The organism is Cupriavidus sp. GW822-FHT02D05 (assembly GCF_058802485.1).
The window spans coordinates 196,858-220,200 of the sequence record NZ_JBXAOE010000015.1; the positions used below are offsets into that span (position 1 = coordinate 196,858).

Below are 23,343 nucleotides of genomic sequence, written 5' to 3' on the forward strand. Positions count from 1 at the left end.
TCAGGTGCCGCTGGGCCGACATGTCGCAGCGGCAGGAAGGCGAACGTGACGTGGCTGTCACTCCAGCGCCGGCAGTGCCGGCGTGGCTTCCACCGACAGGGTCAGAACCACTGTATCACCCACGTCCGGCAGGAAGCGCGTCATGCCAAACGCGCTGCGCGACAGCACGGCGCGGAAGTCTCCGCCGCACACGTGGCGCTTGATGCCGAACAGGGAGATCTCGCCGCAGCTGAAGCGCTCGGCTTCCAGCCGCAGCGGCTGCGTGACGCCGTGCAGGGTCAGCTCGCCTTCCACGGCCACCAGCCGGTCCCCGTCCCGCACGAAGCGATTCGCGCGTAGCCGGACCACGGGAAAATTCTGGGCATCGAGAAACTGGGCTGAGCGCAGGATGCCGTCCAGCGTGCGGTTGCCGGAATCGACCGAGTCGGCATCGACCGTGAAATCGATCGCGCCGCTGCCGCTGGCTTCGTCAAAGCTGATGCGGCCATCGATCTTGCCGAAGCGCCCGCGCACCGAGGTCCGCTCAAAGTGGCTGGCGGCGAAGTACACCGTGGTGTGCGTCGGGTCCACCGCGAAGTTGACAGGCTCAGCCTGCACCGCGCCAGGCAGGCACGGCGCCAGCAGGCAGAGCGCGCAAGCGACAGTTGTCGAAAGCCGCATGATGCGTGTCCTTAGTGGACGAACACCGGCAACAGGAAGATACCGATCACCGACAGGAAGCCGATGGTCCAGCACAGCGTGCGCAAGGTGGCGCGATCTGCAAGGTAGCACACGGTGTACAGGATGCGCGCGGCGAGGAAGACCAGCGCCAGTTCATCGATGCGCGCCGCCGGTGCTTGCAGGTGCGTGGCGCACAGCACGGCCGCGGCGAAGAAGGGGAAGGCCTCGAAGTGATTGCGGTGCGCCATGTCGGCGCGCCGCGCGCGCCCGCCCTGCTTTTCCAGCCAGCCGCGCGGGTCGTGGTTGTCGTAGGCGTGTCCGCTCGCCTTGGCCACGCCTACCGTCACGACGGGCAGGATCCCCGCCAGCAGCACACACCAGAATGCGATCGGCATTGTCATTTCCTTTGCTTGGAGGAAAACGCCCGGCGACCGGACTGGGCGGCCGCCGGGCGTGCTCGCGAACGCGACGGCCTCAGGCCGCCACCACGCGGATTTTCACACCAGCCACGCTGACCACCTGGCCGGCGCGGATCTTGGCGGTCTTGCGCGATTCCACCGCGCCGTCGACCGAGACTTCACCGGCCGCCACCAGCGCCTTGCCGGCGCCGCCGCTATCGCACACGCCGGCGACCTTGAGGAGGTCGTTCAGGGCGATATGCTCGCCCTCCAGCGGGAAGGTTACGGTTTGCATGGGCCTATTTCCCCCAGCTGTCGCGCAGCCCGACGATGCGGTTGAAGACCGGCTTGCCCGGCTTCGAATCCACGCGGTCGGCGACGAAGTAACCCTGGCGCTCGAACTGGAAGCGATCCTCCGGAGCGGCTTGCGCCAGGCCGGGTTCCAGGTAGGCCGTGACGATCTTCTTCGAGTCCGGGTTCAGCGCGTCGAGGAAGTTCTTGCCGCCGGCGTCCGGGTTCGGGTCGTTGAAGAGGCGGTCATACAGCCGCACTTCGGCTTCATAGGCATGCGCCACACTGACCCAATGGATGTTGCCCTTGACCTTGACGCTGTCCGCGCCCGGCGTGCCGCTGCGGGTCTCGGGCAGGTAGTTGGCGTGCACGGCGATGACCTTGCCGTCGGCGTCGCGGTCCACGCCCGTGCATTCGATCACGTAGCCGTGGCGCAGGCGCACCTTGCTGCCCGGGGTGCCGTCCTCCTTGGGCGCGAACAGGCGGAAGTAGCCCTTGGGCGGCGCTTCGCTGAAGTCGTCGCGCTCGATCCACAGCTCGCGCGTGAGCGGGAAGACGCGCATGCCGAGCTCCGGCTTCTTCGGATGCACCGGCGCCGTGCAGTCGTCGCTCTGGCCTTCGGGGTAGTTGTCCAGGATCAGCTTGAGCGGGTCCAGCACGGCGGCGCCACGCGCGGCGCGCGCGTCGAGGTCGTCGCGCACGGCGCCTTCCAGCGTGCTCATGTCGATCCAGCTATCGGACTTGGCCACGCCGATGCGCTCGCAGAACAACTGGATCGATTCGGGCGTAAAGCCGCGGCGGCGCACGCCCACGATGGTAGGCATGCGCGGATCGTCCCAGCCGTCCACGCGGTTTTCAGTGACCAGTTGCAGCAACTTGCGCTTGCTGGTGATGGCGTAGGTCAGGTTCAGGCGGGCGAACTCATACTGGTGCGGCAGCGGCTCGCTGAACACGCCGCATTCGCGCAGCTGCGCCAGCACCCAGTCGTACAGCGGGCGGTTGTTCTCGAACTCCAGCGTGCACAGCGAATGTGTGATGTTTTCCAGCGCGTCCGAGATGCAGTGGGTGAAGTCGTACATCGGGTAGATGCACCACTTGTCGCCCGTGCGGTGGTGATGCGCGTGGCGGATCCGGTAGATCACCGGATCGCGCATCACGATGTTGGGCGCGTTCATGTCGATCTTGGCGCGCAGCACGTGCTCGCCGTCGGCGTACTTGTCGTCGCGCATGTCGCGGAACAACTGCAGGTTTTCCTCGACGCTGCGGTCACGGTACGGCGAAGGCGTGCCCGGGCGGGAGAAGTCGCCGCGGTTGGTGGCGATCTGCTCGGCGCTTTGGCTATCCACGTAGGCGACGCCGCGCTCGATCAGCTTTTCGGCGAAGGCGTAGAGCTGGTCGAAGTAGTCGCTGGCGTAATACAGGTGCGGCTGCTTGCTGCCGTCCTTGGCCGTGGTGTCCCAGCTGAAGCCGAGCCAGTGCACCGCGTCGATGATGGAATCGACGTATTCGGTGTCTTCCTTGACCGGGTTGGTGTCGTCGAAGCGCAGGTGGCAGCGGCCGCCGAAATCGCGCGCCATGCCGAAGTTCACGCAGATGCTCTTGGCGTGGCCGATATGCAGGTAGCCATTGGGCTCCGGCGGGAAGCGGGTGATGACGGGGGGCAACGGCTCGCCCTGGGCATCCTGGCGGCCGGCGTAGGTGCCGGCGGTGAGGTCCTGGTCGATGATGCTGCGCAGGAAATTGGATGCGGCGGTCGTGCTGTCGTTGGCTTTGGGGTCGTTGCTCATGGTGGCGCCGGTGGGCGGTTAAGTCAGGAGGCGGGGCGGCGGCCGGAGTCTGGCGCGCAGCCTGCCGCGCTGCTCGATTGCATGGCGGAATGCCGGATCGGGTGATTTTACCGTGCCGGGGACCAGAGTCGTGCAAACTCCGCGCACGGGCGCAAAAACACCCGGCACGGCCTAGGATGGAGAGAGCGCACCCGCCCTGTGGAGCCTTGCCGCCATGCCGACGCCAACGATTTCCCAAGCCACCCGCCCAACCCCGCTGGAGGCCGTCGCCGGGCTCTGGCTGGCCGCCGGGCTGCCAGCCGCAGCCCTGGACCGGCTGCAGCTCAGCGGTGCCGATCCGGTGCTGCCGTCGTCGTTCGCCGTGGGCACGGCCGCCCAGGCCAGCCTGGGCGCGTCGGCGCTGGCCGCCGCCATGCTGTGGCAGCAGCGCAGCGGGCGCTGGCAGGACGTGGCCGTCGACATGCGCCACGCCGTGGCCGAGTTCCGCAGCGAGCGCTACCTGCGCGTGGGCGGCGAGCCCGCGCCGGAGTTCCGCGACAAGGTGTCTGGCCTGTACCGCTGCGGCGACGGCCGCTGGGTACGCGTGCATGCCAATTTTCCCCATCATCGGGACGGCGTGCTGCGCATCCTGGGCTGCCCGCACGATCCCGCCGCGGTGCGCTCATCCTTGCAGAAATGGGACGCCGAGGCCTTCGAGGCCACGGCCTCCGAGGCCGGCCTGGTCGTGGCCGCCCTGCGCAGCTTCGACGAGTGGGACCGCCATCCGCAGGGGCAGGCGTTGCACGGCATGCCGCCACTGACCATCGAGCGCATCGGCGAAGCGCCGCCGCAGCCGCTTGCCGCGCTGCCCGCGGCCGGCGCGCGCCCGCTGTGCGGCGTGCGCGTGCTGGATTTCACCCGCGTCATCGCCGGGCCGGTAGCCGGACGCACGCTGGCCGCGCACGGAGCCGATGTGCTGCAGGTGAGCGCGGCCCACCTGCCCAGCATCGCCCCGCTGGTGATCGACACCGGGCGCGGCAAGCGCGCCTGCCAGCTGGACCTGCGCGACCCCGACGACAAGCGCGCGCTGCACAAGCTGCTGCACGGCGCCGACGTGCTGATCCAGGGCTATCGCCCGCAGGGGCTGGCGGAGTTGGGGGTGGGGCCGGAGGCGGTGGCCCGCGCCCGCCCGGGCATTGTCTATGTGACGCTAAGTGCCTATGGACATGTGGGCCCCTGGGCTGGCAAGCGCGGCTTCGATTCGCTGGTGCAGACTGCCAGCGGTTTCAATCAGGCCGAGGCGTTCGCGGCGCGCAGCGAGGAGCCACTGCCGCTGCCGGCGCAAGTGCTGGATCATGCGGCTGGCTACCTGCTGGCGCTGGGCGCCATGGCCGGGCTGCATCGCCGTGTGGCCGAGGGCGGCAGCTGGCATGTGCGGGTGTCGCTGGCGCAGGTAGGCCAGTGGTTGCGCGGCCTGGGCCGGGTCGAGGGCGGGTTGCAGGCGCCGGACCAGTGCTTTGAGGACGTGGAAGACCTGCTGGTGACGTTGCCGTCGGGCTTTGGCGAACTGCGCGCGGTGTCGCACGCGGGACGCTTGTCCGAGACGCCCGCGTACTGGGCGCTGCCGTCGGTGCCCCTGGGCACGCATGCGCCTGAGTGGCTGCCGCGCGCCTGAGCAGCGCATGGGCTGGGTTCGAAGCTGGCCGTGAGGGGGGCTTCGGGCGTTCTTCAGGCGCCAGTCATGCGCGCCATCCAGTCCGCCATGTCGCGCTCGATGGGGTTGCCTTCCCGCTGGGCCGCGAGAATGCGGACGCGGTCGCCCTCCGGGCGGTTCTGGCTGAGCTTGAACTTGGCTTCGATGCGCGTGGGCACGATGCGCAGGCCCACGATGGCGCCCAGCATTTTCTGCTGGAAATCCTCCGGCAGCGCACGCCACTGTGCAGCGTAGCCGGGCTCGTTCTGCGCGATCAACCGCTTGAGCAGCGCATCCTTGGCGCCGGCGTCATGGATGGTGGCGATCTCTGCGTACACATGCACGGCCACGTAGTTCCAGGTCGGCACCGACAGCTTTTGTTCGTACAACGATGGCGACACATAGCCATGCGGCCCCTGGAACACCAGCAGGGCGCTTGGCGTCTGCTCCAGCCAGCGCCAGTGCGGGTTGGCACGCGCCATATGGCCTTCGATCTGCCAGGCGTCGCCGCTGCGCTGGGCCACCACCGGCAGGTGGGTGGCGAACGGCAGCCCGTCGGCGTCGTTGCCGACCAGCGTGGCAAAGGGGTAGCGGCGCATGACCTCGTCGATGGCGTCGCTTTCGATGCTGGCGAAGTGGGATGGCGTGTACATGGGATCAATACAGGGTTTGCTTCATCCGCGCGGGCTGCGACTCGTCGTAGGCGGCGCCGTCGAAGGGCGCCTGGCTCACGGCGGCGAGGATGGTGCCGTTGCTCGGCAGGCTGCTGCGCGCCACCTGTGTTTCCGGGGCCCACAGCTTGGAGCGCACCAGCGCGCGGGCGCACTGGAAGAACACCGACTGGATCGAAATCACCAGCACGGTGGCCGGCGCCTTGCCATCCACCATGCAGCGCGCGATCAGCGCCGGGTCCACCGAGACATGGGCAGTGCCCGCCACGCGGATGGTCTCGTTGACGCCCGGTATCAGGAACAGCAGGCCCACGCGCGGGTCGGCGATGATGTTGCGCAGGCTGTCCAGGCGGTTGTTGCCGCGCCGGTCCGGCAGCAGCAGCGTGCGCTCATCCAGCACCTGCACAAAGCCCGGCGCATCGCCGCGCGGGGAGACTTCCGCGTACTCGCCGCCCACAGTGGACAGCAGGCAGAGCGGGGCGGCCTCGACGAAGGCACGGTAGTGCGGGTGCAGATAGTCGACTTCCTTGGCGAGCGAGGCTTCGCCGGCTTCGGCGTAGTGGGCCTCCAGCTCGGCCAGCGTGGTCAGGGCGTGCGGCGTGGTCATGTCGGTTGGCGCATGTGGGTGGCGCATGTGGGGGCGCTCGTCAGGGCGTTGGGAAGACCTAGCAGACGCTCACTGTAACGCAGTAGCGCGCCCTTTGTCGCGTTGACGCCGCAGTCCTGCGTGTTACAGGTTGATGGTGCCGCGTCCCAGCTCGATCACGCGCCCGCCCACGCGGATGGCCTGCTCGCCGGTGACCTCCAGGCGCAGCGTGCACGGCCGGTCGACCGCCTCGCCCTGCGAGACCTGGTAGGCGGCCGGCAGCGCGTGGTCGTTGGCGATCAGCCAGCCGCCCAGGTTGGCGCAGGCCGAACCGGTGCCCGGGTCCTCGGCCACGCCACCACCTTGCTTGGTGAAGAAATAGCGCGACACCACCTGGCCCGGCCGGGTCGGGTCGAACGCGAAGACGTAAGCCGTCTTGCGGCCCAGGCTGCTCTGCGGCCAGGATGCCAGGCGTGCGCTGTCAGGCTGCGCGCGGCGCACGGCATCCACGCTCTTCACGGCCACCATCAATTGGTCGGCGCCGGTGTCGACCCAGATCGGCGCCGCCAGCAGGTCGGTCTCGGCGAGCCCGAGCAGCGATGCCATCTGCGCGTCCGGCAGGCCCGCCGGCGCGGTCCTGGGCGCACCCGCATGCGGCGCGGTGAAGGTCCACACGTCGCCCTGCGCGGTCACCGGCACCACGCCCGCCTTGAACTCCAGCGTGAGCGCGTCGCCGGTAGTGGCCAGGTCGCGCACCACATGGGCGGTGCCCAGCGTGGGATGGCCGGCAAAGGGCATCTCGTAGCCCGTGGTGAAAATCCGGACGTGCGCGCTGGCCTGCTCGGAGGGGAGGATGAAGGTGGTTTCGGACAGGTTGAACTGCAGTGCCAGGGCCTGCATGGTGGCCGTATCGAGCCCGCGCGCATCCTCGAACACGCACAGGGGATTGCCGCCGAAGGTGGATTCGGCGAAGACGTTGAGCAGGCGGAAAGCGTAGGTGGTCATGGCGGCCGGGGCGAAGGCAAAGGTGAAGGCCTCAGTGTAGTGCCCTACGCGGCGCACACCATGCACAGTCGTCGCCATGGCAAGCAGGCCAGTTGCAGACAGTCGGATGAGGCGCCCGGCTTAGCGCCGGCCCGGCGTGCAGATGCCGTCCGCGCAGCCGTAGCCCAGCAGCCGGCTGGCGCGATAGCGGTTGCGCGCAAACCAGCGGTAGAGGTGCTGCCACGCCGGGCGGGTAGCCTGCAGCCTGAGCGGCCACACCAGCCAGCCCAGGCCGATCAGCGCATAGCTCTCGGCGATGCAGTCGATGCCAACCAGCAATTGGCCGTCGGCGCGCACGCCATGCAGTGCCGTATCCATGGCGGCGAAGGTGGTGCCATAGGCCGCGGGATCGAAGCCCTCGCCGCGCATGTCGAGGTATCCCAGCCGGCCGTGGCGGTCGAGCCTGGCCATGCGCCGCATTTCGGCGGCGCAGAGCGGGCAACTGCCGTCGAAGAACAGCGTCAGTGCGGGCGTGCTCATGTCATGCTCTCCTCGCGCGGTGCGATCTGCTTTGCGTTTTGTCAGTAATTTCTGTTAATGCAGAAATTAAAGGCGATATCGCTTGCCGCGTCAAGTCAACCTGAGCTGACAGTGCACAGGCAAAAAAACGCCCACCATGCGGTGGGCGCTCCCAGTACTACGTATGGGTACTCAAAACCCTACGGCCTGCCCGTCGCGCCGGCTGTCGCTGGCGGCCACATAGCCATGCTCGGCATCATCCGACAGGCGCCAGATAAACTGCCCCGAGCCGAAATCCATGTACGGGTCGTCGACCGACTTGAGCTGGTGGCCGCGAGCCTTCAGGCCAGCAACGACCGCCGGATCCATGGTGGATTCGACGTCCAGCGTGAAGTCGCGGTTGACCTTCCAGCGCGGTGCGCAGCAGGCGGCCTGCGGCTGCTGGTTGTAGTCCACCATGCGCACCACGGTCTGCAGATGGCCCTGCGGCTGCATGTCGCCGCCCATCACGCCGAAGCTCATCACCGGCTGGCCGTCCTTGGTCAGGAAGGCCGGGATGATGGTGTGGAAGGGGCGCTTGCCGCCGGCCACCACGTTGGGGGATTTCGGGTCCATCGAGAAGCCCACGCCGCGGTTCTGCAGGCTGATGCCGGTGCCCGGCACGACCACGCCGGAGCCGAAGCCCATGTAGTTCGACTGGATGAACGAGATCATCATGCCGTTCTCGTCGGCGGCGGTCAGGTAGATGGTGCCGCCGACCTTGGGCATGCCGAAATCGAAGTGCGTGGCGCGCTCCATGTCGATCAGCTTGGCGCGCGACTTCAGGTATGCGTCGTCCAGCATCTGCTCGGGCGTGACTTCCATGCTGCCAGGGTCGGCCACGTAGCGGTAGAGATCGGCAAAAGCCAGCTTCATTGCCTCGATCTGCAGATGCTGCGACTCGACCGAATCCACCGGCAGCGCGGCCATGTCGAACTGGTCCAGGATGCCCAGCGCCACCAGCGCGGCGATGCCCTGGCCATTCGGCGGGATCTCGTGCAGCTCGTAGCCGCGATAGGCCTTGCTGATCGGCTTGACCCAGTCCGGCTTGTAGTTGCGCAGGTCGTCGGCCGTCATGGCGCCGCCGCATTCCTTGCTGAAGGCGACGATCTTCTCGGCGATCTCGCCTTCGTAGTAGGCGCGGCCATTGCTGGCGCCGATCTTGCGCAGCGTGTCGGCGGCAGCCTTGAGCGTGAACTTCTCGCCCACGTTGGGTGCGCGCCCATTGGGCATGAAGGCCTCGGCGTAGCCAGGCTGGTCCTTGAGTTCCGGCACGGCGGCGGCCCATTTGTGCGCCACCACCGGCGGCACGGCATAGCCGCGCTCGGCGATCTCGATGGCGGGCTCCATCAGCTCGGCAAAGGGCAGCTTGCCAAAGCGCTCGTGCAGCGCGGCCCAGCCGGCGATCACGCCCGGCACGGTGACGGCGTCCCAGCCGCGCACGGGGCGCTTGGCGATGCCGTTGGCGTCCGTGCCGTACTTGCTCTTGAAATACTCAGGGTTCCATGCCGCCGGCGCCACGCCCGAAGCGTTCAGGCCATGCATTTCCTTGCCGTCCCACAGGATTGCGAAAGCGTCGCTGCCCAGGCCGCACGAGACCGGCTCGACAATGGTGATGGCCGCCGCCGCGGCGATGGCTGCATCGACGGCGTTGCCGCCCTTGAGCAGCATGCGCAGGCCGGCCTGCGCCGCCAGCGGGTGCGAGGTGGACACCACGTTGCGCGCGAACAGCGGGATGCGCACGGAAGGGTAGGGATTGGTCCAGTTGAAGTTCTGCATGCTTGTCTCGGTTCGATGCGCTGGCAGCGCTTAGCCGCAATGCCGCGGCGGGCTTGCCAGCGTTCGTACGTTATTCCACGGTGATCTTGCGATCCTTGATCAGCTTACCCCAGCGCGCGCTGTCCTTCTTGACCATAGCGGCGAACTGGGCCGGCGTGCCGCCAACGGGTTCCGCGCCCAGCTTGCCCAGGCGCTCCTTCACGTCGGGCGCCTGGATCGCCTTGTTGAACTCGGCGTTGAGGCGGTTCACCAGCTCGGCCGGCATCTGCTTGGGGCCATAGATGCCGAACCAGGTATCGGACTCGAAGCCGGGCAGGCCGGACTCGCTGGCGGTCGGGATCTCGGGCGCCAGCGGCGAGCGCTTCAGGCTGGTCACGGCCAGCGCCTTGAGCTTGCCGTCTTTCACGTGCGGCAGGCCCGAGACGATGCTGTCGAACAGGATCTGCACCTTGTTGGAGATCAGGTCGGGCACGGCCAGCGCGGTGCCGCGATACGGGATGTGCGTGATGAATACGCCAGCCTGCGCCTTGAAGGCTTCGGCGGTCAGGTGCACCACGGTGCCATTGCCGCTGGACGCGTAGTTCAGCTCGCCCGGATGCTTCTTGGCGTAGTCGATCAGCTCCTTGACGTTCTTCACCGGCAGGCTGTTCGGCACCACCAGCACGTTGGTGGCGATGGCCACCTGGCCGATCGGCGTGAAGTCGGTCTCGGTGTTGTACGGCAGGCGCGTGTTGATGTACGGCCCGATCGAATGCGTGCTGGTAGTGGCGATCAGCAGCGTGTAGCCGTCGGCCGGGGCCTTGGCGGCCATGTCGGAGCCGATGGCGCCGCCAGCGCCGGGCCGGTTGTCGACCACGATCTGCTGGCCCATGTTGGTGCCCACTTTCTGCGCGATGGCGCGAGCCAGCAAATCGGTCGCGCCGCTGGCCGGGAACGGTACGATCAGGCGGATCGGCTTGTTCGGGTAGGTGTCGGCGAGTGCCGGGACGGCGCTCAGCGCAAGTCCCGTGGCGAGGCTCGTGCCAAAGAGGCGCAGCCAGTGTTTCATGGTGATCTCCGGATCGGGGAAGCAAGGCAAACGCAGGCCGGGGCCGGCCCTCGGGCAACACACCCCGCCGCGGATGCTGCCAGGCGGTGCTGCGGATCAATTATTCCGTGCAGGTCATCATAATGAAAGCTAATATTTCTTTCTTATGTCTAAAGGTTCTCTTAAGTATTAGTGCGCCGAATAAGACATACGCCAAGCCACGCACCAAGCGACACACCAAGCCACACATCATGACGTTCTCCCCATGAGCACCATCCGTTTCCTGCGCACCTTCGTTGCCGTGGCCGACCACGGCTCCTTTGCCGCCGCCTCCGAGCGAGTCGCCCTGACCCAGGCCGCGGTCAGCCTGCAGATGCGCGCGCTGGAGATGGAACTGCGCCGCGAACTGTTCGACCGGGGCGGCCGGGTGGTGGCGCTCAATGCCGGTGGGCGCGAGCTGTTGCCGCAGGCGCGCCGCATGCTCGCGCTCTACGACGAGATGCGCTTGCCCCCGGAAGCGCCGGACGCGATGGCCGGCGCGGTAGCGGTGGGCGCGGTGGTGTCGGTCATGGGCGGCCTGTCGCATGTGGTGGCGCGCATGAAGCGCGAATACCCGGCGCTGGACGTGCGCCTGGTCAGCGCCAAGTCGATCGAACTGGCGGCGCAGGTGGAGTCCGGTGAGCTGGACGCGGCGATGCTGGTGGAAGGGGCGGGCCGCCTGCCCGGCACATTGGTGTGGACGCCGCTTTACCAGGAGCCGCTGGTGGCGATTGCCGGGCGCGACAGCCTGGGCGCGAACGCGCGCGAAGCGCTGGCGGCCAACCCCTTCCTGCGTTTCGACCGCGGCCAGCGCACCGGCATGCTGGTTGCGCGGGCGCTGCGCCGCGCGCATCTGCGCGTCAATGAGTTCCTCGAGCTGAACTCGATCGAGGCGCTCGTCGAACTGGTGCGTCAGCAGGTCGGCGTGACCGTGGTGCCGTTGCTGCAGCGTGCGCGCTGGCTGGAGGACGAAGCGCTGCGCATCCTGCCGCTGGAAATCGGCGGCGCGCCGGTGCTGCGCACCATCGGCATGCTGGAGCGGCGCGACCAGGCGCGCCGCCACGTCACGGCAGCCGTGCGGGACGCCTGCGCAGGCCTGTTCGATGCCCCTGGCACTGGCGAAAGGCACCTCGGGGGGGCTTGACTCTGCCCCTAAGGGCAAGCCTTACCCTTTGAGGCGCTTGCGGCAAGGTTCGCGCCCAAGGTTCGCGCCATAAGCCAAGCCAGGGCAAGCCGCCGGATGCCACTGGCGTTTCGTGCTTTCGTACCAATACCAATGCAAGGAGGAACGGGGATGTTCATCGGAGAAATTGCCAGGCGCACGGGCGCGTCGCCGAAGGCGATCCGCCACTACGAATCGCTTGGCTTGCTAGGGCAGGTCACGCGCGCCGGCTCATACCGCGTCTACGCGGACGACGCAGTCAGGCAGGTCGGGTTGATCCGGCAGGCGCAGGCCCTGGGCTTTCGCCTGGCCGAGCTGCTCCCGGTGATGGATGCGGGCGCGGGGGAGCCGGACTGGCACCGGCTCGTGCAGCAGGTCGACAGCAAGCGCGCGAGCCTGCGCGAAGAAATCCACAGGTTGCGCAAGCTGGACGCAGAGCTTGGCGAGATCGGCGCGGAAATCCGTGCGTGCCTTGGCCGTGGCGAAGCGCGCGAAGCGGCTAGCGATCCGCCGCACGACGCAATGGCGTGCCCGCAGCCTTGACTCTGCCTCAAGGGGCAAGCCTTACCCTCGCGGCGTCAACCTTTTTTGGAGAGCGTCGCGATGCGGCAGCGAGTACTGGTGATCATGGGTCACCCTTCTAACCATGGCTTGTGCGGCGCCATCGCCAGGACCTATGCGGCCTGCGCCGAAGCCGCGGGGCACGAGGTCCGGCTGCTCAGGCTGGATGTGCTGAAGTTCGATCCCATCCTGCATGCGGGCTACAACGCCATCCAGGGCCTCGAGCCCGATCTGGTCGAGGCACAGGAAGCCATGGCCTGGGCGGGACACCTTGCCTTCGTCTTCCCGATCTGGTGGGGCGGCCCGCCCGCCTTGCTCAAGGGTTTCCTGGACCGCGTGTTGCTGCCCGGCTTCGCCTTCAAGTACCGCGCCGGCAAAGCGTTTCCCGAGCAGCTCCTGAAGGGCCGCTCGGCGCATCTGCTGGTGACCATGGATACGCCGCCCTGGTATTTCAAATGGATCTACCGCATGCCGGGCATCCGCCAGATGCGCAATACCACGCTGGAGTTCTGCGGGATCAAGCCGGTCAGCACCATGGCGTTCGGCCCGGTACTGGGCTCGCAGCCCGGGCAGAGGGATGCCTGGCTGGCGCGAGCCGGCGCGCTCGCCGCCAGCATCCGGGCGCCGCAGCGGGCAAGGCATGAAAAAAGGTGCCTTGCGGCACCTTGAGGGTCTTCTCTGGCATCGTCGCTCGCGGCCGGCACGGATACCGGCCGCGGGACTTGCTCTCTTATTCTTCCTGGAAAGCTTCTTCGCGCTTGTTCTTGATCGACGGCAGTGCCACGATCAGGACCAGCACGGCGGCTGCGATCAGCAGGCCGAGCGACAGCGGGCGGGTCAGGAACACGCTGAACTCGCCGCGCGACAGCAGCAGGGAGCGGCGGAAATTCTCTTCCATCATCGGCCCCAGCACGAAGCCCAGCAGCAACGGCGCCGGCTCGCACTTGAGCTTGATGAACAGGTAGCCGATCACGCCGAAGGCCGCGGTCTGGAACACGTCGAACGTGGTGTTCTGGACCGAGTACACGCCGATGCAGCAGAACACCAGGATGGCCGGGTACAGGTAGCGGTAAGGCACCTTGAGCAGCTTGACCCAGATCCCGATCAGCGGCAGGTTCAGGATGATCAGCATGAAGTTGCCGATCCACATCGAGGCGATCAGGCCCCAGAACAGCGCGGGGTTGCTGGTCATGACCTGCGGGCCCGGCTGGATGTTGTGGATGGTCATTGCGCCCACCATCAGCGCCATCACGGCGTTGGGCGGAATGCCCAGCGTGAGCAGCGGGATGAAGGAGGTCTGCGCCGCGGCGTTGTTGGCCGATTCCGGACCCGCCACGCCTTCGATGGCGCCCTTGCCGAACTCATGCGAGAACTTCGAGGTCTTCTTTTCCAGCGAGTAGGCTGCAAACGAAGCCAGCGCCGCACCGCCGCCCGGCAGGATGCCCAGCGCGGAGCCCAGGAACGTGCCGCGAAGCACTGCCGGGATCATGCGCTTGAAGTCTTCCTTGGTCGGGAACAGGTTGGTGATGTGGTCCGTGAAGGTTTCGCGGGCATCTTTTTGTTCCAGGTTCGCGATGATTTCCGCGAAGCCGAACACACCCATGGCGACCGAGACGAAGTTCAGTCCGTCGGTCAGCTCAGGCACGTCGAACGAGAAGCGCGCTGCACCCGAGTTCACGTCGGTGCCGACCAGGCCCAGCAGCAGGCCCAGCACGATCATGGCGATGGCCTTGACCAGCGAGCCCGAAGCCAGCACCACGGCGCCGATCAGGCCCAGCACCATCAGCGAGAAGTACTCGGCAGGGCCGAACTTGAACGCCAGTTCCGACAGCGGCGCTGCGAACGCGGCCAGGATCAGGGTTGCCACGCAGCCGGCGAAGAACGAGCCTAGGCCGGCGGTGGCTAACGCCACCCCCGCTCGCCCTCGCCTGGCCATCTGGTAGCCATCGATGGTAGTCACCACCGACGACGATTCACCCGGCAGGTTGACCAGAATGGCGGTGGTGGAGCCACCGTACTGGGCGCCGTAGTAAATACCGGCCAGCATGATGAGCGCGGCCACCGGCGGCAGCGTGTAGGTCACCGGCAGCAGCATGGCGATGGTGGCCAGAGGCCCCAGGCCCGGCAGCACGCCGATCAGGGTGCCCAGCACGCAGCCCAGGAAGGCGTATGCGAGGTTTTGCAGGGTCAGGGCGGTCGAGAAGCCCAGGCCCAGGTTGGCTAGTAGTTCCATATGGCCGTCTCCTTATCCTGCCAAGAATGCCGGCCACACCGGCATCTGAAGATTGATGCCGTAGACGAAGGCGCCCAGGCTGATGATCACCAGGACGATGGCGTTGACAACGGCACCCTTCCAGCTGAATTCATGGCTGGCCATCGACGACACCAGCACCAGCACCAGCACCGACAGCACCATGCCCAGCGGCTTGAGCATCAGGCCGAACAGCACCACCGAACCCAGGATCCACAGCAAGGTCTTGATGTCCCAGCGTGCGAGCTGGTCTTCTTCCTTCTTGGCGGACAGGGAACTCCACAGCACCAGCGCGCCCAGCAAGGCGAGCACGATGCCGAGCCAGAACGGGAAATACCCGGGGCCCATCTTCGCGGCAGTACCCATGGAATACCCGCGTGCGACCCAGGAAAAGCTGAATCCGACCAGGATGAACATCAGGCCGGAGGCAAAGTCCTTTTGGCTACGAATGCGCAAAATGATTCTCCTCGAAAAAACTGCTTGAAATCCGTGCGGCTAAGGATGTTGCGGTGCGTCAAAAGCGCGCGCGCAACCGTCCCGCCGCTGGCAGGGAGGAAATTAAGGGGAAGACCTTTCAGCTACCTTTCAGATGTCTGCAAAAATGGTCAATCTGCGGGTATCTCCCTAGGAGACATCCAGGGGCCGCTTGCTTCGTTGCCGGGTGCCGCTTTCACGTCTGCGCGGCAGAGTGGTCATAGGGCTGCGCTATCATCGACGGCTGCACTGCCGTTGCCGATGCGTGCGCAGCCCGTGGCCGATGCGGCACGGCATGAAAAGGGAAAAGGGAAAAGGGAAAGCCGTTTTGGAAAGCATTGACCATGTCATCCTGATCGGCGCCGTCGTGATGTCGCTGGGCATTGTGGTGGGCGCCTTCTCGGCGCGCGCGGGCGTGCCTTTCCTGCTTGTCTTTTTATCGGTCGGCATGCTGGCCGGCGTGGATGGCCCCGGCGGCATCCGCTTCTCCAATACCTGGCTGAGCTTCCTGGTCGGCAATCTCGCGCTGGCGGTGATCCTGCTCGATGGTGGCTTGCGCACCCGGCTGGCCACCTTCCGGGTGGCGCTGAAACCCTCGCTGTCGCTGGCGACCGTCGGCGTGCTGGTCACGACCGGCCTGGTGGGCCTGTTTGCCGCCTGGGTGCTGGAGATCGACTGGAAGCTGGGCCTGCTGCTGGGCGCCATCGTCGGCTCGACCGATGCCGCGGCGGTGTTCTCGCTGCTCAATACCAGCGGCATCCGGCTCAAGGAGCGGGTGGCGAGCGTGCTGGAAATCGAATCCGGCATCAACGACCCGATGGCCATCTTCCTGACCCTCACCCTGATCGACTGGATCGCCGCGCCCGCGGGCCTGAGCCCCGGCGCGCTGTTGTGGCGCCTGGTGGTGCAGTTCGGGGTCGGCGGATTGCTCGGATTAGGCCTGGGCTACTGCATGGCCAACGTAATGGAGCGCATCCGCGTAGCCGAAGGCCTGCAGGCCATCCTGCTGTGCTCGGGCGGCGCCATGGTGTTCGCCATCGTGCAGACGGCGGGCGGCAGCGGCTTCCTGGCCGTCTACCTGACCGGCATCCTGGTGGGCAACCGCGACCGCGCGGTAGGCCCCGACACCATGCGGGCGATGGATGGCATGGCCTGGCTGTCGCAGTCCGCGATGTTCCTGCTGCTTGGCCTGCTGGTGGCGCCGCACCGGATCTGGGAAGTGGCGCTGCCGGCGGTGGCGGTGGCGGCATTCCTGATGCTGGTGGCGCGCCCGGCGGCGGTCTGGCTGGCGCTGCTGCCGTTTCGTTTCAGCGCCCGGGAGAAGGGCTTCGTGGCCTGGATGGGCTTGCGTGGGGCGGTGCCTATCGTGCTGGCACTGTTTCCCATGCTGCAGGGCATGCCTGATTCCGGCTTGCTGTTTCGCATCGCCTTTGCGGTGGTGCTGACCAGCCTGCTGCTGCAGGGCACCACCGTGCCGCTGGCGGCGCGGCTGGCGCGCGTGCTGCGTCCCGCCTATCCGGAGCCCGTGGCCCGCTCGCGGCTGCAGGGCACCCATGCGCCGGCGCTGGAGGTGATGCAGTTCAGGGTCGAGGCTGATTCGCCGATTGAAAACCTGCGCGCCGACCAGCTCGAGTTGCCGCCCCGTTGCCGGCTGCTGACCGTGCTGCGGGCTGGGGACATGGTGTCGATTCTGGCGCCGGGGACCAGCGTGCCGATGCTGGCGCTGTTGTTCCATCGGCCTGGGCCGGCACCTGCCTGGGGCAAGGCTAGCCATGATTTCCTGCTGTCCGGGGAGGCCATGCTGCGGGATGTGGCGGGGCTTTACGGGACGCGGGAGTTGAGCCCTGCCGAGGCGGCACGGACACTGGAGGTCGCTTTGCAGGAGGCCTTTACATCACCACCAGTGGAGGGTGATGCCGTGGAGATCGCCGGGCTGAAGCTGACGGTGACGCGGATGGATGGGCCGCGGATTATTCAGGTGGGGTTGTTGTTGCCGCGCGCGGAGCCGGGAGCGATCTGACAAAGCAGGATTTGCGCCGGTGGTCTCCCCTCTCCCACTTGTGGGAGAGGGGCTGGGGGAGAGGGCGGGCGCTCGGTGCGCCTGCGTGCTGGAAAAAACCACGGGCTTAGCTTGAAGTGGCTCCTAGCTAAGCCACCCCTCTCCCCGGCCCTCTCCCCCTGAGGGGCGAGGGAGAGACAGCCGTCGTCATGGCGCGCGGCTTTGGCCCGGCTGGCGGCTTCGGCAAATGTCTCGAGGCGGATCAATCCACCTTGGCGCCCGACACCTTCACGATCTGCGCGTACTTCTTCAGTTCGCGCTGCACCAGTGCGCCGAACTGCTCCGGCGTGGTTGGTGCCGGCTGGGCGCCGATGCGGGCCAGCTTTGCCTTCATGTCGTCGGTCTTGAGAATGGCGACGATCTCGTGGTTGAGGCGGTCGACGATCTCTTTCGGGGTGTTGGCCGGGGCGAACACCCCGAACCACGTGGAAATGTCGAAGCCTTCCAGGCCGAGCCCCTTGCCGGCTTCCGCGATAGTGGGCAGCTCGGGCAGGGCGGCGGCGCGGGTGGCGGTGGTGACGGCGAACGCCTTGAGCTTGCCGGCCTTGATGTTGGCCGCCGCGGAGGCGAGGTTATCGAAGATCATGTCGGTCTGGCCGGACAGCACCGACAGCTGCGCAGGCGAGGCGCCGTTGTAGGGGATGTGGACCATGCTGACCTTGGCCATGCTCTTGAACAGCTCGCCCGACAAATGTCCCGCGCTGCCGTTGCCGCCCGAGGCGTAGTCCAGCTTGCCGGGGTTCTTGCGCGCGTATTCCACCAGCTCACGCACATTGTTGATATGCAGTTCGGCAGCCTTGCCGGGATGCATGACGAGTACGTTGGGCACGTCGGCCACCAGCGTGATCGGGCTGAAGTCCTTCACCGGGTCGTACGGCATCTTGGCGAAGAGGCTGGGGTTGATGGCGTGGGTGGCCACGGCGCCCATCACGATGGTGTAACCGTCGGCCGGCTGCTTGGCCACGTAGTCGGCGCCGATATTGCCGCCGGCGCCCGGGCGGTTTTCCACCACCACGGGCTGGCCCAGGCTGTCCTTGAGCTTGTCGCCGATAGCGCGCGCCACCGTGTCCAGCGGGCCGCCGGCCGGGTAGGGCACGACGAACTTGAGCGGCTTGGTCGGGTAGGCGGCTGCCGCTGCGGAAGCCGGCGCGGCGCTAAAGGCGCTAAATGCGATAAGGGTGCCGATAGCGGGCAGGGCGGCGGCGAGCAGCGCCGCGGCGAGTTTTTTCTTTAGCATGGAGATACGTCGGGTTGGATCGGGAATCTGGGTGCGCCAGGCGCCCTGGGGCATCTGGCGGCGAGAGCGCTGCGGCCTATTTCATGCCGATGCCGCGCGCCATCATTACCGCGCACAGCGGCAGCAGGATCAGCAGGTGGGCCTGGATCATGACCCAGCGCCGCGCGGACTTCAGTTCGGCGGGCATGGGCACGAAGTCCGGCAAGCTGCGCGCCTGGCGGCGCCACCGCTGGATGGCGAAGGTGGGCGGCAGCGAGCACAGGGCGATCACCACGAACACGGTGATCTTGGCGTGGAACCACGGGTTGTGCAGGTAGAACTGTGCGCCCTTGGCGCCGTAGAACAGCCGCAGCAGGCCGGTTGCCAGCACCGCCATGGCAGTGAGGAAGTAGAGCAGGTCGTAGATCGACAGGCGCTTGAGCACGGGCGGCGTCATGCCGGGGCGCAGCACGACCGCCTCGGCGGTCATCAGGGCGATCAGCAGGAAGATGAAGGTGTAGTGCAGGAAGGCCAGCAGGGCGTCGGTCAGCATCCAAACTCCTTTTGTGGTCAGGCATGCGCCGTACGCCGGCGCGCGCGGTGTCAGGGTTCTTGCTTTTTCTCGCTACGGCAACGGTTATGGGAACAACGACGACAAACTCCGGCTCGCCGCCCGCGCGCCGCCACTGCAGGCACACAGGCGGCCAGCACCTTACAGCACGCCCTTGGCGCGCAGCGCGGCTATCTGCTCCGGCGTGTAGCCCAGCATGTCGCCAAGCACCGCGTCGGTGTGCTCGCCCAGCAGCGGCGGGTGGCGCACGGCCTCGGGCGGCGTCGCGCTCATCTTGATCGGGCTGCCCACCAGCTTGACCTCGCCGGCGCTCGGGTGCGGCAGGTCCACGCGCAGGCCGCGCGCCTTGACCTGGGCATCCTCGAACACGTCGTCCAGCGTGTTGATCGGGCCGCAGGGCACGCCGGCGGCTTCCAGGTCGAGGATCCACTGGGCGCGGGTGCGCGGCTTGACCATGTCGGCGAGGATCGGCACCAGCACATCGCGATGCGCAACCCGCTGCGGGTTGGTGGCGAAGCGCGGGTCGTCGGCCAGTTCGGGGCGCCCGCCGGCAACGACGAACTTGCGGAACTGGCCGTCGTTGCCCACCGCCACGATGATCCAGCCGTCGGCCGCCTGGAAGGTCTGGTAGGGGACGATATTGGGGTGCGCGTTGCCCCAGCGCCTGGGCGCTTCGCCGCTGGCCAGGTAGTTGGTGTTCATGTTGGCCAGCATGGCCACCTGCACGTCGAGCAGGGCCATGTCGATGTACTGGCCTTCGCCGGTGCGCTCGCGGTGGGCCAGCGCGGCCAGCACGGCGATGGTGGCGTACTGCCCGGTCATCAGGTCGGAGATGGCCACGCCGGCCTTCTGCGGGCCGCCGCCGGGCAGGTCGTCGCGCTCGCCGGTCAGGCTCATGAAGCCGCCCATGCCCTGGATGATGAAGTCGTAGCCCGGGCGCGCCGCGTAGGGGCCGGTCTGGCCGAAGCCGGTCACCGAGCAATAGATCAGGCCCGGCTTGATCGCCTTGAGGGAGTCGTAGTCCAGCCCGTACTTCTTCAGCTGGCCGACCTTGTAGTTCTCCAGCACCACATCGCTCTGGGCGGCCAGCGCGCGCACCAGTTCCTGGCCCTCGGGCGTGCTGATATCGCAGGTCACCGAGCGCTTGTTGCGGTTGGCGGCCAGGTAATAGGCAGCTTCCGCGGTATCGCGGCCTTCGCCGTCCTGCAGCCAGGGCGGGCCCCAGGTGCGGGTATCGTCGCCGGCGCCGGGGCGCTCGATCTTGATCACGTCGGCGCCGAAGTCGGCAAGGTTCTGGGCGCACCATGGCCCGGCGAGAACGCGGGTCAGGTCGAGGACGCGGAGGTGGCTTAAAGCTCCCATGGGGTGTATTGCGGATCCGGCAAGGGGTGGGCGAGGGAAGGCCGGGCGGCCCCGCCGTCTGGTCTGGGTGGCGGCTTGCAGGGCAATCGGAGGCTGGCGCGAAACCAGGCTCGGGGGCGTCCGGCTGGGACAGCCAGCACTTTACCACCGGCAGGCCGCCGGGCGCACATCGCGGCCGGCCCGGATCGCGGCGGCGCGCGGTATTGCGGGCGGCGCAAGGCGAATCCCCGGCGGAATGCCGCGCGCTCAGGCTTCCCCGTATAATCAACGGTTTGCAAAACCATCTTGACCGACAGCGCCCTGCCACGACGTGGGACGCCCTTGCCCAGAACATGAAAGTCTCCGACATCCGCAGCAAGTTCCTGCAGTACTTCGAATCGAAGGGCCATACCGTGGTCCGCTCGTCCAGCCTGGTGCCGGGGAACGATCCGACGTTGCTGTTTACCAACTCCGGCATGGTGCAGTTCAAGGACGTGTTCCTGGGCACCGACAAGCGCCCGTACACCCGCGCGACCTCGTCGCAGCGCTCGGTGCGCGCCGGCGGCAAGCACAACGACCTGGAGAACGTGGGTTACACCGCGCGTCACCACACCTTCTTTGAAATGCTCGGCAACTTCTCGTTTGGCGACTATTTCAAGCGCGAGGCGATCCAGTACGCGTGGGAGCTGCTGACCAAGGTCTACCAGCTGCCGGCCGAAAAGCTGTGGGTCACGGTGTACGCGGAAGACGACGAAGCCTATGACATCTGGGCCAAGGAAGTCGGCGTGCCGCCCGAGCGCATCGTGCGCATCGGCGACAACAAGGGCGCGCGCTACGCCTCCGACAACTTCTGGCAGATGGCCGACACCGGCCCCTGCGGACCGTGCTCGGAAATCTTCTACGACCACGGCCCCGACGTGTGGGGCGGCCCCCCGGGATCTCCCGAGGAAGACGGCGACCGCTACATCGAGATCTGGAACCTGGTATTCATGCAGTTCAACCGGGACGAGCAAGGCAATATGCCGCGCCTGCCCAAGCCCTGCGTCGACACCGGCATGGGCCTGGAGCGCATCGCCGCGGTGCTGCAGCACGTGCACAGCAACTATGAGATCGACCTGTTCCAGGCACTGATCAAGGGCGCTGCGCGCGAGACCGGCACCACCGATCTCAACAACAACTCGCTGAAGGTCATCGCCGACCACATCCGCGCGTGCTCCTTCCTGATCGTCGACGGTGTGATCCCCGGCAATGAAGGCCGCGGCTACGTGCTGCGCCGTATCATCCGCCGCGCCATCCGCCACGGCTACAAGCTGGGCCGCAAGACCCCGTTCTTCCACAAGCTGGTGGGCGATCTGGTGGGTCAGATGGGCGAAGCCTATCCGGAACTGTCCGACGCCGAATCGCGCGTCGTGGAGGTGCTCAAGGCAGAAGAGGAACGCTTCTTCGAAACCATCGAGAACGGCATGTCCATCCTTGACTCGGCACTGGCCGACGTCAAGGCCAAGGGCGGTACCGTGCTCGACGGCGAACTTGCCTTCAAGCTGCACGACACCTTTGGCTTCCCGCTGGACCTGACGCAGGACGTGTGCCGCGAGCAGGAAATGACGGTGGACGAAGCCGCCTTCGACGCGGCCATGAACCGCCAGCGCGAGCAGGCCCGCGCCGCCGGCAAGTTCAAGATGGCGGCCGGCCTGGAGTACAAGGGCGACAAGACCACCTTCCACGGCTACGAAAAGCTGGGCGTGGACGGTGCGAAGATCACCGCGCTGTATGTGGACGGCGCATCCGTCGACACGATGCAGCCCGGCCAGACCGGCGTGATCGTGCTGGATAACACGCCGTTCTACGCCGAGTCTGGCGGCCAGGCCGGCGACCAGGGCGAACTGAAGAGCGGCAGCGCCGTGTTCAGCGTGGTCGATACCACCAAGGTGCAGGCCGATGTGTTCGGCCACCAGGGCACGCTGGCGGGCGGCGCGCTCAAGGTGGGCGACAGCGTCACCGCGCAGGTGGATGCGCAGCGCCGCGCGCGCACCGTGCGCAACCACTCGGCCACCCACCTGATGCACAAGGCATTGCGTGAAGTGCTGGGCAGCCACGTGCAGCAGAAGGGCTCGCTGGTCGACGCGGACAAGACCCGCTTTGACTTCTCGCACAACGCGCCGATGACCGACGAGCAGATCCGTCGCGTCGAGGAGATCGTCAACGCCGAGATCCTGCAGAACGCAGCTACCGGTGCTGAAGTCATGCCCTTCGACGACGCGGTCAAGAGCGGCGCGATGGCGCTGTTCGGCGAGAAGTACGCCGACGACGTGCGCGTGCTGTCGATCGGCAGCTCCAAGGAACTGTGCGGCGGCACCCACGTGACCCGCACCGGCGATATCGGTGTGTTCAAGATCGTGGTGGAAAGCGGCGTGGCAGCGGGCATCCGCCGCGTCGAAGCCATCACCGGCGACAACGCGCTGCATTACCTGCAAGCACTGGACGCCAAGCTGAACGAAGCCGCCGCCGCGCTCAAGGCGCAGCCGTCCGAACTGGTGCCGCGTATCGGGCAGGTGCAGGAACAAGTGCGCGCGCTGGAGAAGGAACTGGAGCGCCTCAAGAGCAAGCTGGCTGCTTCGCAAGGCGACGAGCTGGCGGCGCAGGCCATCGACGTCAAGGGCATCAAGGTGCTGGCCGCACAGCTCGACGGCGCCGACGTCAAGACGCTGCGCGAAACCATGGACAAGCTCAAGGACAAGCTGGGCACCGCGGCCATCGTGCTAGGCGCGGTGGCCGACGGCAAGGTCAGCCTGATCGCTGGGGTGACCGCCGATGCCACCGCCAAGGTCAAGGCCGGCGAGCTGGTCAACTTTGTCGCGCAGCAGGTCGGCGGCAAGGGCGGCGGCCGTCCGGATATGGCGCAAGCTGGCGGCACGGAGCCGGCCAACCTGCCCAAGGCGCTGGCAGGTGTCGGCGAGTGGGTCGCGGGCAAGGTTTGAGGCAGGTCTGAGGCAGATCTGAGGCATTCGCCGAAGCCGAGGAATGGGCCAAAGCCGCGTGCCATGACGACGGCTGTCTCTCCCTCTCCCCTCAGGGGGAGAGGGCCGGGGTGAGGGGTGGCTTAGCTAGGGGCCACTTGAAGCGAAGCCCATGGTTGTTTCCAGCATGACGGCGTGACGAGCACCCGCCCTCTCCCCCAGCCCCTTGTATGTCGGAAAATATGTCCTGGAAGCCTCAGATCGATGGCCCCAAGCCCTGGGCGAAAGCCCAAGTTCGA

Annotated in this window: 21 protein-coding genes; 6 read left to right on the forward strand and 15 right to left on the reverse strand. The window is 66.9% G+C overall.

Features of this window, described 5'->3' with window-relative positions:
• Positions 1–57: 57 nt before the first annotated feature.
• The 4 genes from AC1RQK_RS21200 to AC1RQK_RS21215 all read right to left on the reverse strand — a co-directional run bounded on the left by AC1RQK_RS21200 (position 58) and on the right by AC1RQK_RS21215 (position 3,136).
• The gene (locus tag AC1RQK_RS21200; RefSeq protein WP_492810966.1) at positions 58–660 is read right to left on the reverse strand and encodes a YceI family protein; all 603 of its coding nucleotides are present in this window, start codon (positions 658–660) and stop codon (positions 58–60) included.
• An 11-nt stretch (positions 661–671) separates the two neighbouring features.
• The gene (locus AC1RQK_RS21205; protein WP_492810968.1) at positions 672–1,055 is read right to left on the reverse strand and encodes an MAPEG family protein; all 384 of its coding nucleotides are present in this window, start codon (positions 1,053–1,055) and stop codon (positions 672–674) included.
• Between the two features lie 79 nt (positions 1,056–1,134).
• Entirely contained in the window at positions 1,135–1,353 is a 219-nt protein-coding gene (locus tag AC1RQK_RS21210) for an RNA-binding S4 domain-containing protein (protein WP_043348411.1), read from the reverse strand.
• Between the two features lie 4 nt (positions 1,354–1,357).
• Positions 1,358–3,136: a glutamine--tRNA ligase/YqeY domain fusion protein gene (locus tag AC1RQK_RS21215; RefSeq protein ID WP_492375102.1), complete on the reverse strand. Its 1,779-nt coding sequence runs from the start codon at positions 3,134–3,136 to the stop codon at positions 1,358–1,360.
• A 214-nt stretch (positions 3,137–3,350) separates the two neighbouring features.
• Here AC1RQK_RS21215 and AC1RQK_RS21220 point away from each other — a divergent pair, with 214 nt between their 5' ends.
• The gene (locus tag AC1RQK_RS21220; RefSeq protein WP_492375103.1) at positions 3,351–4,790 is read left to right on the forward strand and encodes a CoA transferase; all 1,440 of its coding nucleotides are present in this window, start codon (positions 3,351–3,353) and stop codon (positions 4,788–4,790) included.
• 53 nt (positions 4,791–4,843) lie between these two features.
• On the opposite strand, the gene AC1RQK_RS21225 is transcribed toward AC1RQK_RS21220, so the two are convergent.
• The 6 genes from AC1RQK_RS21225 to AC1RQK_RS21250 form a co-directional block, all read right to left on the reverse strand.
• Complete coding sequence (locus AC1RQK_RS21225) at positions 4,844–5,461, reverse strand: FMN-binding negative transcriptional regulator (protein WP_492810971.1); 618 nt, start codon at positions 5,459–5,461, stop codon at positions 4,844–4,846.
• A 4-nt stretch (positions 5,462–5,465) separates the two neighbouring features.
• Positions 5,466–6,113, reverse strand: coding sequence for a pyridoxamine 5'-phosphate oxidase family protein (locus AC1RQK_RS21230; RefSeq protein ID WP_492810973.1), 648 nt, complete (start codon positions 6,111–6,113; stop codon positions 5,466–5,468).
• 96 nt (positions 6,114–6,209) lie between these two features.
• Positions 6,210–7,070: a PhzF family phenazine biosynthesis protein gene (locus AC1RQK_RS21235; RefSeq protein WP_492375112.1), complete on the reverse strand. Its 861-nt coding sequence runs from the start codon at positions 7,068–7,070 to the stop codon at positions 6,210–6,212.
• Between the two features lie 120 nt (positions 7,071–7,190).
• Complete coding sequence (locus tag AC1RQK_RS21240; RefSeq protein WP_492375106.1) at positions 7,191–7,589, reverse strand: thiol-disulfide oxidoreductase DCC family protein; 399 nt, start codon at positions 7,587–7,589, stop codon at positions 7,191–7,193.
• A 171-nt stretch (positions 7,590–7,760) separates the two neighbouring features.
• Positions 7,761–9,386 (reverse strand): gamma-glutamyltransferase, encoded by a 1,626-nt coding sequence (gene ggt / locus AC1RQK_RS21245; protein ID WP_492810975.1) that lies wholly within the window; start codon positions 9,384–9,386, stop codon positions 7,761–7,763.
• Between the two features lie 70 nt (positions 9,387–9,456).
• The gene (locus AC1RQK_RS21250; protein ID WP_150984157.1) at positions 9,457–10,434 is read right to left on the reverse strand and encodes a Bug family tripartite tricarboxylate transporter substrate binding protein; all 978 of its coding nucleotides are present in this window, start codon (positions 10,432–10,434) and stop codon (positions 9,457–9,459) included.
• A 244-nt stretch (positions 10,435–10,678) separates the two neighbouring features.
• On the opposite strand from AC1RQK_RS21250, the gene AC1RQK_RS21255 reads away from it, so the two are divergent.
• The 3 genes from AC1RQK_RS21255 (at position 10,679) to AC1RQK_RS21265 (ending at position 12,844) form a co-directional block, all read left to right on the forward strand.
• On the forward strand, positions 10,679–11,596 hold the full coding sequence (locus AC1RQK_RS21255; protein ID WP_492375108.1) for a LysR substrate-binding domain-containing protein: 918 nt from the start codon (positions 10,679–10,681) through the stop codon (positions 11,594–11,596).
• 150 nt (positions 11,597–11,746) lie between these two features.
• Positions 11,747–12,157: a MerR family transcriptional regulator gene (locus AC1RQK_RS21260; protein ID WP_492375109.1), complete on the forward strand. Its 411-nt coding sequence runs from the start codon at positions 11,747–11,749 to the stop codon at positions 12,155–12,157.
• 60 nt (positions 12,158–12,217) lie between these two features.
• On the forward strand, positions 12,218–12,844 hold the full coding sequence (locus tag AC1RQK_RS21265) for an NAD(P)H-dependent oxidoreductase (protein ID WP_492375110.1): 627 nt from the start codon (positions 12,218–12,220) through the stop codon (positions 12,842–12,844).
• Between the two features lie 61 nt (positions 12,845–12,905).
• Here the strand turns inward: AC1RQK_RS21265 and AC1RQK_RS21270 are convergent, their stop codons facing one another.
• Complete coding sequence (locus AC1RQK_RS21270; RefSeq protein ID WP_174422528.1) at positions 12,906–14,408, reverse strand: tripartite tricarboxylate transporter permease; 1,503 nt, start codon at positions 14,406–14,408, stop codon at positions 12,906–12,908.
• A 12-nt stretch (positions 14,409–14,420) separates the two neighbouring features.
• The gene (locus tag AC1RQK_RS21275; protein WP_043348382.1) at positions 14,421–14,882 is read right to left on the reverse strand and encodes a tripartite tricarboxylate transporter TctB family protein; all 462 of its coding nucleotides are present in this window, start codon (positions 14,880–14,882) and stop codon (positions 14,421–14,423) included.
• Positions 14,883–15,228: 346 nt separating this feature from the next.
• On the opposite strand from AC1RQK_RS21275, the gene AC1RQK_RS21280 reads away from it, so the two are divergent.
• Entirely contained in the window at positions 15,229–16,920 is a 1,692-nt protein-coding gene (locus AC1RQK_RS21280) for a potassium/proton antiporter (protein ID WP_492810979.1), read from the forward strand.
• A 241-nt stretch (positions 16,921–17,161) separates the two neighbouring features.
• Here AC1RQK_RS21280 and AC1RQK_RS21285 read toward each other — a convergent pair whose 3' ends face one another.
• The 3 genes from AC1RQK_RS21285 to AC1RQK_RS21295 all read right to left on the reverse strand — a co-directional run bounded on the left by AC1RQK_RS21285 (position 17,162) and on the right by AC1RQK_RS21295 (position 20,108).
• Positions 17,162–18,196, reverse strand: coding sequence for a tripartite tricarboxylate transporter substrate binding protein (locus AC1RQK_RS21285; protein ID WP_492375177.1), 1,035 nt, complete (start codon positions 18,194–18,196; stop codon positions 17,162–17,164).
• A gap of 76 nt (positions 18,197–18,272) precedes the next feature.
• Positions 18,273–18,728, reverse strand: coding sequence for a DUF2214 family protein (locus AC1RQK_RS21290; protein ID WP_150984164.1), 456 nt, complete (start codon positions 18,726–18,728; stop codon positions 18,273–18,275).
• Between the two features lie 159 nt (positions 18,729–18,887).
• Entirely contained in the window at positions 18,888–20,108 is a 1,221-nt protein-coding gene (locus AC1RQK_RS21295) for a CaiB/BaiF CoA transferase family protein (RefSeq protein WP_253928722.1), read from the reverse strand.
• A 332-nt stretch (positions 20,109–20,440) separates the two neighbouring features.
• Between AC1RQK_RS21295 and alaS the strand changes: the two genes are divergently transcribed.
• Positions 20,441–23,065 (forward strand): alanine--tRNA ligase, encoded by a 2,625-nt coding sequence (gene alaS / locus AC1RQK_RS21300; protein WP_492810982.1) that lies wholly within the window; start codon positions 20,441–20,443, stop codon positions 23,063–23,065.
• The last annotated feature ends 278 nt before the right edge of the window (positions 23,066–23,343 follow it).

Excerpts from the sequence above, each read along its gene's own strand:
- AC1RQK_RS21200 (WP_492810966.1), bottom strand. The coding sequence starts at position 660 with ATGCGGCTTTCGACAACTGTCGCTTGCGCGCTCTGCCTGCTGGCGCCG.
- AC1RQK_RS21205 (WP_492810968.1), bottom strand. The coding sequence starts at position 1,055 with ATGCCGATCGCATTCTGGTGTGTGCTGCTGGCGGGGATCCTGCCCGTC.
- AC1RQK_RS21210 (WP_043348411.1), bottom strand. The coding sequence starts at position 1,353 with ATGCAAACCGTAACCTTCCCGCTGGAGGGCGAGCATATCGCCCTGAAC.
- AC1RQK_RS21215 (WP_492375102.1), bottom strand. The coding sequence starts at position 3,136 with ATGAGCAACGACCCCAAAGCCAACGACAGCACGACCGCCGCATCCAAT.
- AC1RQK_RS21220 (WP_492375103.1), top strand. The coding sequence starts at position 3,351 with ATGCCGACGCCAACGATTTCCCAAGCCACCCGCCCAACCCCGCTGGAG.
- AC1RQK_RS21225 (WP_492810971.1), bottom strand. The coding sequence starts at position 5,461 with ATGTACACGCCATCCCACTTCGCCAGCATCGAAAGCGACGCCATCGAC.
- AC1RQK_RS21230 (WP_492810973.1), bottom strand. The coding sequence starts at position 6,113 with ATGCGCCACCCACATGCGCCAACCGACATGACCACGCCGCACGCCCTG.
- AC1RQK_RS21235 (WP_492375112.1), bottom strand. The coding sequence starts at position 7,070 with ATGACCACCTACGCTTTCCGCCTGCTCAACGTCTTCGCCGAATCCACC.
- AC1RQK_RS21240 (WP_492375106.1), bottom strand. The coding sequence starts at position 7,589 with ATGAGCACGCCCGCACTGACGCTGTTCTTCGACGGCAGTTGCCCGCTC.
- ggt (WP_492810975.1), bottom strand. The coding sequence starts at position 9,386 with ATGCAGAACTTCAACTGGACCAATCCCTACCCTTCCGTGCGCATCCCG.
- AC1RQK_RS21250 (WP_150984157.1), bottom strand. The coding sequence starts at position 10,434 with ATGAAACACTGGCTGCGCCTCTTTGGCACGAGCCTCGCCACGGGACTT.
- AC1RQK_RS21255 (WP_492375108.1), top strand. The coding sequence starts at position 10,679 with ATGAGCACCATCCGTTTCCTGCGCACCTTCGTTGCCGTGGCCGACCAC.
- AC1RQK_RS21260 (WP_492375109.1), top strand. The coding sequence starts at position 11,747 with ATGTTCATCGGAGAAATTGCCAGGCGCACGGGCGCGTCGCCGAAGGCG.
- AC1RQK_RS21265 (WP_492375110.1), top strand. The coding sequence starts at position 12,218 with ATGCGGCAGCGAGTACTGGTGATCATGGGTCACCCTTCTAACCATGGC.
- AC1RQK_RS21270 (WP_174422528.1), bottom strand. The coding sequence starts at position 14,408 with ATGGAACTACTAGCCAACCTGGGCCTGGGCTTCTCGACCGCCCTGACC.
- AC1RQK_RS21285 (WP_492375177.1), bottom strand. The coding sequence starts at position 18,196 with ATGCTAAAGAAAAAACTCGCCGCGGCGCTGCTCGCCGCCGCCCTGCCC.
- AC1RQK_RS21290 (WP_150984164.1), bottom strand. The coding sequence starts at position 18,728 with ATGCTGACCGACGCCCTGCTGGCCTTCCTGCACTACACCTTCATCTTC.
- AC1RQK_RS21295 (WP_253928722.1), bottom strand. The coding sequence starts at position 20,108 with ATGGGAGCTTTAAGCCACCTCCGCGTCCTCGACCTGACCCGCGTTCTC.
- alaS (WP_492810982.1), top strand. The coding sequence starts at position 20,441 with ATGAAAGTCTCCGACATCCGCAGCAAGTTCCTGCAGTACTTCGAATCG.